Origin of the sequence: Roseobacter sp. OBYS 0001 (assembly GCF_019654895.1) — a bacterium.
Lineage (GTDB): Bacteria > Pseudomonadota > Alphaproteobacteria > Rhodobacterales > Rhodobacteraceae > Roseobacter > Roseobacter litoralis.
Genome location: NZ_BPES01000005.1, coordinates 22,573 through 35,419, shown reverse-complemented (window position 1 = coordinate 35,419; position 12,847 = coordinate 22,573). Strand labels below are relative to the sequence as shown.

The 12,847-nt window shown below is 58.6% G+C and carries 12 protein-coding genes; 5 read left to right on the top strand and 7 right to left on the bottom strand.

Annotated features, from left to right (window positions below; genetic code table 11):
- Positions 1-46 precede the first annotated feature (46 nt).
- The 5 genes from K5Q35_RS12005 to K5Q35_RS11985 all read right to left on the bottom strand — a co-directional run bounded on the left by K5Q35_RS12005 (position 47) and on the right by K5Q35_RS11985 (position 5,909).
- Positions 47-826: a carnitinyl-CoA dehydratase gene (locus tag K5Q35_RS12005; RefSeq protein WP_220799729.1), complete on the bottom strand. Its 780-nt coding sequence runs from the start codon at positions 824-826 to the stop codon at positions 47-49.
- Positions 813-2,900 carry an acetate--CoA ligase family protein gene (locus K5Q35_RS12000; protein WP_220799728.1) on the bottom strand — a complete coding sequence of 696 codons (2,088 nt, stop codon included), beginning with the start codon at positions 2,898-2,900 and terminating at the stop codon, positions 813-815. The genes K5Q35_RS12005 and K5Q35_RS12000 overlap by 14 nt, the downstream gene beginning before the upstream one ends.
- A 5-nt stretch (positions 2,901-2,905) precedes the next feature.
- The gene (locus K5Q35_RS11995) at positions 2,906-4,069 is read right to left on the bottom strand and encodes an acyl-CoA dehydrogenase family protein (RefSeq protein WP_013960050.1); all 1,164 of its coding nucleotides are present in this window, start codon (positions 4,067-4,069) and stop codon (positions 2,906-2,908) included.
- A gap of 105 nt (positions 4,070-4,174) precedes the next feature.
- Positions 4,175-5,164, bottom strand: coding sequence for a sterol desaturase family protein (locus K5Q35_RS11990; protein ID WP_220799727.1), 990 nt, complete (start codon positions 5,162-5,164; stop codon positions 4,175-4,177).
- Positions 5,154-5,909: a class II aldolase and adducin N-terminal domain-containing protein gene (locus K5Q35_RS11985; protein ID WP_220799726.1), complete on the bottom strand. Its 756-nt coding sequence runs from the start codon at positions 5,907-5,909 to the stop codon at positions 5,154-5,156. The genes K5Q35_RS11990 and K5Q35_RS11985 overlap by 11 nt, the downstream gene beginning before the upstream one ends.
- Before the next feature lie 107 nt (positions 5,910-6,016).
- Between K5Q35_RS11985 and K5Q35_RS11980 the strand changes: the two genes are divergently transcribed.
- Positions 6,017-6,916 (top strand): LysR family transcriptional regulator, encoded by a 900-nt coding sequence (locus tag K5Q35_RS11980; RefSeq protein WP_308443349.1) that lies wholly within the window; start codon positions 6,017-6,019, stop codon positions 6,914-6,916.
- Here the strand turns inward: K5Q35_RS11980 and K5Q35_RS11975 are convergent.
- Positions 6,886-7,305, bottom strand: a complete 420-nt coding sequence (locus K5Q35_RS11975) for a VOC family protein (protein ID WP_220799724.1) — start codon at positions 7,303-7,305, stop codon at positions 6,886-6,888. The genes K5Q35_RS11980 and K5Q35_RS11975 overlap by 31 nt on opposite strands.
- A gap of 50 nt (positions 7,306-7,355) precedes the next feature.
- Here K5Q35_RS11975 and ade point away from each other — a divergent pair, with 50 nt between their 5' ends.
- From ade to K5Q35_RS11960, 3 genes are all read left to right on the top strand, one after another.
- The gene (gene ade, locus K5Q35_RS11970; RefSeq protein ID WP_220799723.1) at positions 7,356-9,158 is read left to right on the top strand and encodes an adenine deaminase; all 1,803 of its coding nucleotides are present in this window, start codon (positions 7,356-7,358) and stop codon (positions 9,156-9,158) included.
- A complete protein-coding gene (locus tag K5Q35_RS11965; protein WP_220799722.1) occupies positions 9,155-10,618 on the top strand; it encodes an AMP nucleosidase in 1,464 nt (487 codons plus the stop codon). Before ade ends, K5Q35_RS11965 begins: the two co-directional genes overlap by 4 nt.
- 137 nt (positions 10,619-10,755) lie before the next feature.
- Entirely contained in the window at positions 10,756-11,043 is a 288-nt protein-coding gene (locus K5Q35_RS11960; RefSeq protein WP_011566925.1) for an HU family DNA-binding protein, read from the top strand.
- A gap of 154 nt (positions 11,044-11,197) precedes the next feature.
- Here the strand turns inward: K5Q35_RS11960 and K5Q35_RS11955 are convergent, their stop codons facing one another.
- Positions 11,198-11,827 carry a LysE family translocator gene (locus K5Q35_RS11955; protein ID WP_220799721.1) on the bottom strand — a complete coding sequence of 210 codons (630 nt, stop codon included), beginning with the start codon at positions 11,825-11,827 and terminating at the stop codon, positions 11,198-11,200.
- A 136-nt stretch (positions 11,828-11,963) separates the two neighbouring features.
- Between K5Q35_RS11955 and K5Q35_RS11950 the strand changes: the two genes are divergently transcribed.
- Complete coding sequence (locus K5Q35_RS11950; RefSeq protein WP_013960042.1) at positions 11,964-12,833, top strand: DMT family transporter; 870 nt, start codon at positions 11,964-11,966, stop codon at positions 12,831-12,833.
- Positions 12,834-12,847: the final 14 nt, after the last annotated feature.

The following is a 12,847-nucleotide window of genomic DNA, read 5'->3' as shown; positions in this document are numbered from 1 at the left end:
AAATGACGCCTTGATCCGGCAGAGACAACCCCGGACTGCCCGACCGCTATCGGCCTTTCCAAACCGGGTCGCGTTTTTCGGCGAAAGCCGTTGCGCCCTCAAGCTGATCCTCAGAACTATAGAGCACATCGATGGTTTCAAGCTGCCGTTTGGTAATCCGGTTCATGATGTCCTGAAACTTGGCGTCTTCAGCCTCGCGCACCACCTCTTTGATTGCGGCGTAGACCAGCGGTGGACCGGAGGCCAGCAACTCCGCCAGCTCCCATGCGCGGGGCAACAGATCAGCGGAGGGCAGGATTTCATTGACCAGCCCCCAGCCTTTGGCTTCTTGCGGGTCGAACCAGCGCCCGGTCAGCAGCAATTCCATGGCGATATGGTAGGGGATACGTTTGGGCAGCTTGATCGAAGCCGCATCCGCGATGGTGCCAGAGCGGATTTCCGGCAGGGCAAAGCTGGCGTGATCAGCGGCCAGAATCATATCCGCACTCAGGGCCAGTTCCAATCCGCCCCCGCAGGCAATCCCGTTGACAGCTGCAATCACCGGTTTGTTCATCGCGCGCAATTCCTGCAGACCGCCAAAACCACCGACACCATAATCGCCATCAACCGCATCACCCTCCGCTGCCGCTTTGAGATCCCAGCCCGGGCAAAAGAACTTTTCACCCGCCCCGGTCAAAATCGCCACGCGCAGATCCGGATCGTCTCTGAAGCTGCGAAAAACCTCTCCCATCACGCGCGAGGTCGCCAAGTCAATCGCATTGGCTTTGGGGCGGTCGAGCGTAATCTCTAAAATCATGCCCTTTGTACGGGTTCTAATCGGGTCCATTTGGCTCTCCTGCCGGGATTAAAGGTGTGCACCGCACGATGAGGGCATCCGCCGCTATTGCCGCATCAGGGGTACACATCAACGGGTTGATTTCAACTTCTTGCACATGGGCCGCATTGTTTATGACATAATCCTGCAAGCCCATCACCGCGTCAATGACTGCAGGCAAACACGCCGCCTTAGCGCCGCGATACCCGCGCAGCATCGGATAAATCCGCAACTCCGCCAAAACCTGCGCAACATCGTCACGCGATGCCGGCACCAGTAATGACCTTTGATCGTCCCACAACTCGGTGAGCACGCCGCCTGCCGCCAAGGTCAGCACAAATCCATGCGCCGCGTCGCGTGTCACACCTATGAGAAGTTCTGCGACACTGCCCGCAACCATTTCCTCGATCAGAAACTGGTCGCCGGGCATGTCTCGCACCGCCGTGGCGAGGGTCTCCGCCCGCATATTCAGCTTGAGCGCGCCTGCCTCGGATTTATGCGCCAGCCCTATGGCCTTGAGGGCCAAGGGCGCGACGAGCGCAGATGCCATGCCTCCAAGATCAGCCCGTTTCACAACTAGCCCACGCGGGACAGTTATGCCAAAACGCGCAAGGCTTTGTTTGGCCTCCGCCTCTGACAGCATTTCGGTTTTGCCGCTGGGTCCGGCACGCAACGGAGGTGCATCCTGCGGGGCGATGCACCCCGCTGCGGCCTCAACCGCGCCGAGCGCTTCACGCACCCCATGCAAGGGCGTCACCCCCGCCGCCATAAGGCGTGCCGACACATCCGGGGGGAGCAATTCGGGCAAGGTCGCAACCACGGCCACGGGCCGCCCGCTGCGTTTGTGAACAACGATCGCTGCTTGTGTCGCACAGTCCCACGCGGTCGCATCCGTGTGCGGATAGTCCAGAATGATCATCACCAGATCGATATGCGGCGCCGCCATCGGCAACCATGCCGCTGCCATCTTGTCCGCATCACCCCAAACATATGTGTGATAATCCAGCGGGTTAGACAGCGCGACCATCGGCCCCAGGGCGCTGGACAAGGCGTTACGTTGCGCGTCACTCAAGGGTGGAAAGGAAACCGCGTGCTGTGCGGCCATATCGGCAACGAGCGAAGCTTCCCCGCCGGAGCAACTGATCGATGAAAGCCTGCTGCCCGGCAGAACCCCGTGGCAGTGCAGCAGCTTGAGGGTTTCCAGAAAGGTCGGCAAATCCTGCATCCGCGGGATACCGAGATAGCGCAGAAACGCGGAAGCGCCCGCGTCACTCCCTGCGAGCGATGCTGTATGTGACACGGTCGCCTGCTGCGCCTGATCGGACACCCCGATCTTGAGAACGATGATCGGTACGGATTTGTCATATGCCTTTTGCGCCAGTGCGTGCCACAGATGCGTGTCGCCAAACCCCTCCACATGCAGACCAAGGGCCGTGACGCGCGGATCATCCAGCAGGGCCATGGCGATATCTGCCTGCGTGGTTTGCGCCATGTTCCCGCACGTCACCGTATAGGCGATGGGCAAGGCGCGCCGCTGCATTGTCAGATTGATCGCAATATTGGAGCTTTGCGTCAGGATTGCGACACCGCGATCCACGCGCGCACAGCCATGTTGATCAGGCCAAAGCAGTGCGCCATCCACCGCATTCACAAAGCCGTAGCAGTTCGGTCCAAGGATCGGCATATCGCCCGCCGCTGCCACAAGATCCGCTTGCAAACCCGCACTTGCGGGGTCCTCGGCATCTGCTTCAGCAAAGCCCGAGGCGAAACAAACGGCACCCCCTGCCCCCATCGCGGCAAGCTCTGACACGGCCGCAGCCGTGCTGTGACGGTTTATGCCCAGAAATACAGCATCAGGCACATGGGGAAGGTCGCGGACACGGGCCACCGCCGTGATCCCTTCGACGACATCCGATCTGGGATGCACACGCCAAATATCACCTGTAAATCCCATCGCACGGGACTGGCGCACGACTTGCTGGCACCAATATCCACCGCCGACGACCGCGATGGATCGGGGTCGCAGCAAGCGCGACAGATCGCGCGTTGCACCTTTTTTGGCCCTGCTACTTTCAAGGGGCGACATCGTCGTTAGGCCCCCAAAGCCCGCAACAGATCACGGCTGATGATGTGGCGCTGGATTTCAGACGTGCCGTCCCAAATCCGCTCGACCCGGGCATCGCGCCAGAACCGTTCCAGCGGGTAGTCATCCATCAGGCCCATGCCCCCATGTATTTGGATCGCGGCATCGGTGACCCGCGCCAGCATCTCCGAGGCATATAGCTTGGCGGAGGCAATCTCGCGGTTGGCAGGCAGCCCTTTGTCCAGCCGATCCGCCGCGGCCAGCGTCAGCAAATCCGCCGCGTCGATTTCCGTCACCATATCGGCCAGCTGGAAACTCACGCCCTGAAATTTACCGATCTTTTGTCCGAACTGTTCCCGTTCCGCCGCATAGTTCAGCGCATAATCAAAGACACGCCGGGCGCGCCCCACCGACATTGTGGCCACCGTAATACGGGTGGCGTAAAGCCAGGTGTTCATGACCTCAAAACCGCCATCAACGTCGCCGAGGACCTGCGCATCGGGCAGGCGGCAGTCATCGAAATCAAGGATCATGTTTTTATATCCCCGATGACTGACCGATTTATATCCGTCGCGGATGGTGAAACCGGGCGTGCCGCGATCCACCAGAAACGCCGTGATCCGCTTTTTGGGGCCCTTGGCCGTCTGATCTTCGCCAGTTGCGATGAACACGATGATGAAATCCGCATGATCCGCACCCGAGATGAAATGCTTGGTCCCATTCACCACCCAGTCACCACCTTTCCGCACCGCAGCACATTTCATGCCGCGCACGTCCGATCCCGCACCCGGTTCGGTCATGGCCAGCGCATCCATCCGCTCACCGCGCACGGCGGGCATGAGATAGCGTTCGATCTGATCCCCTTCACAGGCCATCAGGATGTTCTGAGGGCGGCCAAAGAAATGGTTGAGCGCCATCGAGCCGCGCCCCAATTCACGTTCCACCAGTGCAAATTCAAGATGGTTCAGCCCGGCACAGCCCACGCTTTCCGGGAAATTACAGGCGTAAAAGCCCAGATCAATGGTTTTGCGTTTGATCTCATCCGCGATCTCTGCAGGCACTTCGCCTGTCCGCTCGACCAGTTCCTCGTGGGGGTAAATCTCTTTTTCAACAAAGCTGCGGACGGACTCCGCAATCATCGTATGTTCGTCGGTTAAGCCGTAAGTTGTCATGATATTTGTCTTTTGGTTGGGAAAGGGACGGGCGACCGCATGCCTTTCTTCCCAACCGCCGTGTGCTGGTCCAGCGTTTCAAGTCCTCGTAAAATGCAAGCGCCATCAGATGTACATCTGCTTTTTGCGTGCGCGTGTGTCATCCGTGGCTTGGGCTGATCCATCATGATAACTGCCGAACCAACGATCCCAGGGCATCTCAACCGTGCCATAGTTGCATTCAAAATACCGGTGATGCAGCTGGTGGAAAAACACACCTGCCTTGGCCTGACGTTTGTCGTTCACGACAATCTCTTCAAACCCGGAATGGGAAAAGACAGGGTGCGTGGATTGGACATAGCCATGAAACAGAACGTGCAACGGATGGCTGGGCACGACGAAATGGATCAGGAAGTTTGTGTAAAACAGCAGATGTTCGACCGGGTGCATCGAAATCCCAGACCACGGCCCGACATTGACGTTCCGGTGGTGCAGGGAATGGGCCAGTTTATAGAGCGGCGGCCAATGTAGCGCGCGGTGTATCCAGTAAAAATGAAAGCTCGACCAGATCGGGATCAGCACGAAAAACGCAACAAACCACAGCGGGTTACCCGGAAACAGCATGGCAGGCGCATAGCCATTCGCCATCGCCCAGAACACCAGCACCTGCGCCGCGGTCCAGAGGGTGATGCCGCTGGCAATATGCCAGAACATATTGTCATGGACCTGATTGCCAAAGGTGAAGGTGCCGTTGCTGCGCGCCTGATCGCGGGGATCGTATTTGGTTTTGTCGCCCTGTCCTTTGCGCATGATCAACCAATAATGCAACGTGCTCGCGCAAATGACCTGCGGGATCAGATTGGCAAGCCAGACCTTGGCCACCCAACCCCATGCCAGCACCTGCATCTCAGCAAGGTCAGGCAGAACGAGGAAATAGGCGATCAGCGCAAAAACCAGACAGAGCGTCGTGGTCGACACCTCAAGCCAGAAAGCCGCATACCACCGAAAGATGGCCGCTGGTTTGGGCGGCCACTGAAACAGGGGATTCTGCGCCAGCGGGACTTGCGGTCGAAAGTTCCAGCGCCCCGCCTCGCGGTTCTCTGGATCACTGGGCATAGGTCGATCCCTCCTCATCCAGAATGGCCTTGAGTTCCGCCAGATGCCGCAGATCCTGTTCGGGGTATTCTTCGATCTCGCGCGCGGTTTTCTCGGCGACATCATCGGGCAGCACCCGCAACGGCCGCCCTGTTTGCAAGGCGAGCAGATAGGTCTGGCAGGCGCGCTCAAAATAGAACATCCGGTTGAAGGTATCGGCCACCGTATCGCCAATCACCATGATGCCGTGGTTGCCCATGACCATGACCTTTTTCCTTAGGTCATCAAACATCTGCGCACAGCGCACGCCCTCTTCTTCAAAGGCCAGCCCGCCGTAATTTTCATCGACAACAACGCGATCAAAGAACATGCAGGCGTTCTGATCGACGGGCGGCAATCGGCTGTCAGCCAGTGCTGCAAGCGCGGTCGCATAGGGCGAATGCACATGCATCGCGCAGCGCGCGTGGGCACAGTGCCGGTGCATTCCGCCATGCAGCCCCCAAGCCGTGGGGTCGGGTGCATCCGGCCCGTTCATCGCTTCGGGATCATCGACATCCACAACCAACAGATCCGACGCCTTGATACGTGAAAAATGCATCTGATTGGGATTCATCAGAAATTTCGTGCCACTGTCGTTGATCGCAAGGCTGAAATGGTTGGCGACGGCTTCATGCATGTTCAGCCGTACGGTCCAGCGAAAGGCCGCCGCAAGGTCTACGCGCTCCTGCCAGTTGTCCATATTGGGGTGCAGTTCAGTTACAGACATGGGTCAAGTCCTTTGATCGGGTCGGACATATGACAACACCCAGACGCCTTGTTTGACCAACGAAAAAAACGTACACCATTCATAAGTTAAACTAATGGATGCGTTATATGACTGATCTGCCGCCCTTAAACTGGCTGCGGGCCTTTGAGGCTTCAGCACGCAACCTCAGCTTTACCGGGGCTGCGCGCGATCTGAACATGACGCAAAGCGCGGTCAGCCAGCAGATCAAATCCCTTGAGGGGTTTCTGGGCCGCCCGCTTTTTCACCGTCACGCAAGATCACTTGAACTCACCCAAACCGGCCAGAGCTATCTGCCAGTTGTCAGGGATGCGTTCCGCACTTTGGCGCATGGCACCCGTGCGCTGACACGAAACGAAACAAACGTGCTTCATGTTCAGAGCAACCTGACGTTTGCGGTGAACTGGCTGTCACCGCGACTTTCGACCTTTCGGGCAAAGCATCCCGAGGTGCAGCTCAGTATTTCCACCGAATTATGGGAGCCGCGCGATATGGCCGACGGGGCGGATGTGGAAATCCGCTATTCCTTGCGCCCATCGGACCAAGTCTATGCTGAGCTTTTGGCAACCGATTATTACTATCCGGTCTGTCGGCCCGATTTCCCTGCTCACTTGGAAACGCTGCACGAACAGCCGCTTTATGACTGTCTGAACATGATGGGCACATGGGCGGTCTGGGTAGAGGAGTGCGGGATGGACTGGCCGAACGCGCCGGTCACCTATGCCTCAACCTATTTATTGCCGTTGGCGGTGGCACAGGCAGGGGGTGGCATGGCTTTGGCCCATGACCTGATCGCCAAAAGACTGATCGACACCGGCGCGCTGATTGCGCCCTTTGCACATCGCGCCCGGATGCAGGAGGCCTATTACCTCATCCAATCGCCCCAGGCTCAGACCATGCCCGCCGCGCAGGCCTTTACCCACTGGCTGCGCGACGCATTGGCGATGGAACAGATCGCTCAAAGCGGCCGGCTGGGCACCCAGGCATAACCGTCGTCGCACAGGATGTAAGCCTCGCGCAGGCCGTGCGGCTTGTCCGCAGGCTCTTGCAAAACCATCGCGCCGCGCGCCGAGGCCCGCGCAACCGCCGCATCAGGGTCGGTGTCGTAAAACCTGATCTCGACACCTGCACCGCGCGGGGGGTTTTCGGGCAGCAGACCCAGCAAGGGATTGGCAGAATAAGTGGCATCACTATGGAGCTGAAATACGTTGCTCCCATAGGTCACAATCGCAAAATCATCGCTCAGGCGGTGAATGCCGACGTCAAAGATATCCACAAGAAACGCGCTGGTCACCCGCACATCGCGCACCAGCAAGTTCAGTCCGATGCCGCGCAAGGATTTGCCGAAATCCTCCGCTGACACTGTTTCATAGTCCATCTTTGGGCCTCCCGTCTTGAACATCGTCATAAGCCATGGCACGGAAGGACATGACGCATCACATTTTTTCCTCCTGGCCCGACACAGCGGCAGATCTGATTGCCGTCGCGACCGGCAGAATGGCTGCCGATATGCTCATTAGGGGCGGCAAATGGGTCAATGTCCATACCCGCGAAGTGCTGGATGGATATGACATTGCCATCATCCACGGGCGCATCGCCTGCGTGGTTCCGGATGCCACGAACTGCACAGGGCCAGACACGCAGATCATCCGGGCAAACGGGCGCTACATGATCCCCGGCCTGTGCGATGGTCATATGCATATCGAGTCCGGGATGCTGACGCCCGCTGAATTTGCCCGCGCGGTAATCCCGCATGGCACCACATCCATGTTCACGGACCCCCATGAGATCGCCAATGTTCTGGGACTTGAAGGTGTGCGGATGATGCATGACGAGGCGCTGATGCAACCCGTCAACATTTTCACCCAGATGCCATCCTGCGCGCCCTCGGCACCGGGGATGGAAACCACCGGGTTTGAGATCACCGCCGCCGATGTGGCCGATGCCATGACATGGCCCGGTATCGTCGGTTTGGGTGAGATGATGAATTTTCCGGGCGTGTCGAATGCCGATCCGAAAATGCTGGCGGAAATTGCGGCAACGCAGCGCGCGGGCAAGACGGTGGGTGGACACTATGCGTCACCAGACCTTGGACCAGCGTTTGCAGGTTACGTCGCGGGGGGACCCGCCGACGATCACGAAGGGACCTGCGAGGCGGACGCCATCGCGCGCATGCGGCAGGGGATGCGGTCGATGATCCGGCTTGGCTCTGCGTGGTATGACGTGGAAAGCCAGATCACGGCGATCACCGAAAAGGGTCTCGATCCGCGCAACATGATCCTGTGCACGGACGATTGCCATTCCGGCACGCTGGTCAATGACGGTCATATGAACCGGGTCGTGCGCCACGCTATTGAATGCGGTTGTGACCCGCTGGTGGCGCTTCAGATGGCGACGATCAACACCGCCACCCATTTTGGGCTGGAACGCGAGATCGGGTCTATCACGCCGGGGCGGCGCGCGGATATTATCTTGACCTCAGATCTGAGAACCCTGCCGATCGAAACGGTCATTGCCCGTGGACAGGTCGTGGCGGAAGATGGTCACTGTCTTGTCGAATGTCCGCACTTCGACTGGCCCGCTGCGGCCCGCCAAACCGTGCATATGGGCAAGACGCTGGGGCCGGATGATTTCACGATCAACGCGCCCAAAGGCGCCAATGCGGTGACCGCGAACGTTATCGGGGTGGTGGAAAACCAAGCGCCGACCAAGGCGTTGAAATTCGAACTGCCAGTGACCGAGGGGCGGGTGCAAGCCACCGGTGACGTCGCACAGATCGCATTGGTTGAGCGGCACCGCGCCACCGGGTCTGTGACCAATGCCTTTGTGTCGGGCTTTGGGTATGAGGGCCGGATGGCCATGGCCTCGACTGTGGCCCATGACAGCCACCACATGATTGTTGTCGGTACCGATGCCGAGGATATGGCGCGCGCGGCCAACCGGCTGGGCGAGGTCGGCGGCGGCATTGTGCTGTTCAAGGACGGTGTTGAACTGGCGCTGGTCGAATTGCCCATCGCAGGTCTGATGTCAGATCGCCCCGCTGCTGAAGTCGCCGCAAAGGCCGACAAGATGATGCAGGCCATGCGCGACTGTGGCTGCACCCTGAACAACGCGTATATGCAACATTCCCTCTTGGCGCTTGTTGTGATCCCTGAGCTTCGGATTTCCGATCTCGGCCTTGTGGATGTGCGCACCTTTGAGTTCATACCTGTGATAGAGTCCCCCACATGAGCGAAACCATCACCCCCGACAGCCCGGCCGCCGAGGTCTTTCATGATGCTGCAGCCGCAGTGGCCCGGCTGGAAGAACTTTACACACAGGCGACCGGCTTTCTCTGTACGCATTTTGCGCAGGCCATGCGCGAAGGCGCACCCGCGTGCCGCGTCCGGGCCTTTTATCCGCAAGTGGAGTTTGAAACCTCAAGTTATGCGCATGTGGACACGCGATTGTCCTTTGGTCATGTTTCTGCGCCCGGACGCTATCGCGCGACGATCACGCGCCCTGATCTGTTTCGCAGCTATCTGACACAGCAAATCGGTCTGTTGATTGAAAACCACGGGCAGCCAGTCACGATTGGCCCATCTGAAACGGCAATGCCGGTGCATTTCGCCGTCGCAAGAGATGCAGCGATCACCGTCCCGCAAGAAGGGGCCGCCGAATTCACGCTGCGCGACGTTTTTGATGTCCCTGACCTCAGCACCACGAACGACGATATCGTCAACGGCACATATATTCCGACCGACGGGATCGCGCCGCTCGCGCCCTTTACCGCGCAACGTGTGGATTATTCGCTGGCGCGGCTGGCGCATTACACGGCCACCGATGCTGAGCATTTTCAGAACCACGTGCTGTTTACCAATTATCAGTTCTATGTCTCTGAATTTGAGGCCTACGCCCGCGCGCAGCTCAAGGATGCAACCTCCGGCTACACGGCGTTTGTATCCACGGACAATGCCGAAATCACCGATTGCGATGGGGTACTGCCGCCCAGCAGTAAAACGCCCCAGATGCCGACCTATCACCTGAAGCGGGCGGATGGGTCGGGGATCACGCTGGTCAACATCGGTGTTGGACCCTCCAACGCGAAAACCGCCACGGACCATATTGCCGTGTTGCGTCCGCATGCGTGGATCATGGTCGGTCACTGCGCGGGTTTGCGCAATTCGCAAGCGCTCGGGGATTTTGTGCTCGCCCATGCCTATCTGCGCGAGGACAAGGTGCTGGACGATGACCTGCCGGTCTGGGTCCCGGTGCCCGCGCTGGCGGAGATACAGATCGCTTTGGAGCAGGCGGTGGCCAAGGTCACCGAACTCGAAGGCTATGAGCTGAAGCGCCTGATGCGCACCGGCACCGTGGCCAGCCTTGATAACCGCAATTGGGAATTGCGCGACCAATCCGGCCCGGTGCAACGGCTCAGCCAGTCGCGCGCGGTCGCACTTGATATGGAAAGTGCCACGATTGCGGCGAATGGGTTTCGCTTCCGGGTGCCCTACGGCACGCTTTTATGTGTGTCAGACAAGCCGCTGCATGGAGAGTTGAAACTGCCCGGCATGGCGTCAGACTTCTATAAAACGCAAGTTGTGCGCCATCTGATGATCGGTATCCACGCGATGGAACAGCTTCGTTCGATGCCGCTGGAACGCATTCACAGCCGGAAACTACGCTCATTTGAGGAAACAGCGTTCCTCTGAGGGGGGCAAACCGTTAAAAACAACGAAAATCGGCATGTTTTTCGTTAATTTTGGCACCTAATCGTTGTGTTCGTCCACAACATACGGGTAGATTCGCGAAATGAGGCCCTACTCATCGGGCAGCGAAGGAGAATAAAATGGCGAAACCAATGACAAAGACCCAACTCGTTGCCGCACTGGCAGAAGAGATGGACACAGACAAGAAATCTGCAGGCGCAGCACTGGACGCAGTTTGCAACCTCATCACCAAAGAAGTGTCCGGCGGTGGTGCTGTGACGCTTCCCGGTGTTGGCAAAATCTATTGCCGCGAGCGTCCAGAGCGTATGGTTCGCAACCCGGCAACCGGCGAACAGTTCAAGAAAGACGCTGACAAAGTGGTCAAGATGACCATTGCAAAAGCGCTGAAAGACAGCGTGAACGGCTAATCGCCAAACACGCGAACTCTTGAAGGGTCACCTGCGGGTGGCCCTTTTTTATGCCTGCAGCATCTTGCGTTTTATCTGAGGCACGAGCATCGCAAGACGCCTCCGACCAAAGAAACGGGCAGCGACTTGTGATTCAAATTGAACGCAAAGAGCCTTAGCGCTCAGCCAGAACCAGACGCAGCGCGAGCCCCAGAAACACCACACCCGCCACCCGGTTCAGCGCGACCTGCGCCCTCGGGCTGTTTGAGAGCCACGTGCCAAGAAAACCTGCCGCCCCGGCAATTGTGCAAAACACGACAAAGGCACACAGCACGAAGATTGCCCCGAACAGGAAAATCTGAGCCGTGACCGCACCGCGCAGCGGGTCTGCGAATTGCGGCAGGAATGCGAGGAAAAAGATCGCAACCTTGGGGTTCGTCAGGTTCATCACCACACCGCGCCAATATAAGCGCGCCAGGGGCGTCCTCGGTGCCTGCGTCTGATCAACAGGTGTTGCGGGGGCGCGAAAGGCCATGATCGCCAGATAGACCAGATAGCCCGCCCCCACGAGCTTGAGCACGGTAAAGGCAATCACTGACGTCTGAAAGATCACGGCAACGCCCAATGCGACCAATGTCGTATGCACCATCACGCCTGTCATCAGCCCCAGCGTGACCATGACGCCCGCCATCCGCCCGTAAAGCGCGGATTGAGTCAGTACAAAGATATTATCCGGCCCCGGAGCAAGCGCCAGAGCCACGCTGGCCGCTGCGAATATCAGGACTGTGTCAGGGGGTATCAGCATGGCGGCCTTTCGTTTACACATCAGCGGTGAAACTTTGATCTGCAGCTGATGTCAAGGGCAGCCCCGCCTGCTTGTATCCCGGTGCTTTTTCGGAAATGGTCCGCTGGAAAGTCACTCATCGGTGTAACGAACAAAAATGGACATCCGCGCAATACTGATGGGGCTGGCTTTTTCGCTGATGTGGTCATCGGCCTTCACATCCGCGCGCATCATCGTCGCCGACGCTTCGCCACTGGCGGCCTTGACCCTGCGCTACCTGATTTCAGGGCTGTTGGGCGTCGCAATTGCCCGTGCCTTGGGTCAGTCATGGCACCTCACCCCCGCACAATGGCGCGCCACGATCATTTTCGGAGTGCTGCAAAACGGCGTTTATCTGGGCCTGAATTTTGTGGCGATGCAAACCGTGCAGGCCTCGGTCGCTGCCATCATCGCGTCCACCATGCCGCTTTTGGTTGCCATGGCGCTTTGGATTGTGCTGGGTGAACGGTTGCGTCCGCTGGGTATCGCGGGGCTGGCGGCGGGCATTGTCGGCGTCGGGCTGATCATGGGCGCGCGCATCACAAGCGGTGTGGACCCCTTTGGCCTTGTCCTGTGTTGTATTGGCGTTGTGGCCCTGACAATCGCGACCCTATCGGTGCGCGGTGCCACGTCTGGCGGTAATTTCTTGATGATCGTCGGGTTGCAGATGCTCGTGGGCTGTCTGGTGCTGGCCCTTGCGACCGCGATTTTCGAAACCCCGCATGTCACACCAAGCTGGCGGCTTCTGGCGGCATTCAGCTACACGACACTCATCCCCGGGCTGGCGGCCACATTCGTCTGGTTCTGGCTGGTGAACCGGATCGGGGCAACCCGCGCGGCGACGTTCCACTTTCTCAACCCGTTCCTTGGCGTCGCAACCGCCGCGCTGTTGCTGAGCGAGCCACTGGGCCAGCAAGACATACTGGGCGTTGTGGTTATCACGCTTGGAATTTTGGCGGTCCAACTGTCGCGACAGCAAAAAACATAAAAACCTTTTCAGGC

Excerpts from the sequence above, each read along its gene's own strand:
- K5Q35_RS12005 (WP_220799729.1), bottom strand. The coding sequence starts at position 826 with ATGGACCCGATTAGAACCCGTACAAAGGGCATGATTTTAGAGATTACG.
- K5Q35_RS12000 (WP_220799728.1), bottom strand. The coding sequence starts at position 2,900 with ATGTCGCCCCTTGAAAGTAGCAGGGCCAAAAAAGGTGCAACGCGCGAT.
- K5Q35_RS11995 (WP_013960050.1), bottom strand. The coding sequence starts at position 4,069 with ATGACAACTTACGGCTTAACCGACGAACATACGATGATTGCGGAGTCC.
- K5Q35_RS11990 (WP_220799727.1), bottom strand. The coding sequence starts at position 5,164 with ATGCCCAGTGATCCAGAGAACCGCGAGGCGGGGCGCTGGAACTTTCGA.
- K5Q35_RS11985 (WP_220799726.1), bottom strand. The coding sequence starts at position 5,909 with ATGTCTGTAACTGAACTGCACCCCAATATGGACAACTGGCAGGAGCGC.
- K5Q35_RS11980 (WP_308443349.1), top strand. The coding sequence starts at position 6,017 with ATGACTGATCTGCCGCCCTTAAACTGGCTGCGGGCCTTTGAGGCTTCA.
- K5Q35_RS11975 (WP_220799724.1), bottom strand. The coding sequence starts at position 7,305 with ATGGACTATGAAACAGTGTCAGCGGAGGATTTCGGCAAATCCTTGCGC.
- ade (WP_220799723.1), top strand. The coding sequence starts at position 7,356 with ATGACGCATCACATTTTTTCCTCCTGGCCCGACACAGCGGCAGATCTG.
- K5Q35_RS11965 (WP_220799722.1), top strand. The coding sequence starts at position 9,155 with ATGAGCGAAACCATCACCCCCGACAGCCCGGCCGCCGAGGTCTTTCAT.
- K5Q35_RS11960 (WP_011566925.1), top strand. The coding sequence starts at position 10,756 with ATGGCGAAACCAATGACAAAGACCCAACTCGTTGCCGCACTGGCAGAA.
- K5Q35_RS11955 (WP_220799721.1), bottom strand. The coding sequence starts at position 11,827 with ATGCTGATACCCCCTGACACAGTCCTGATATTCGCAGCGGCCAGCGTG.
- K5Q35_RS11950 (WP_013960042.1), top strand. The coding sequence starts at position 11,964 with ATGGACATCCGCGCAATACTGATGGGGCTGGCTTTTTCGCTGATGTGG.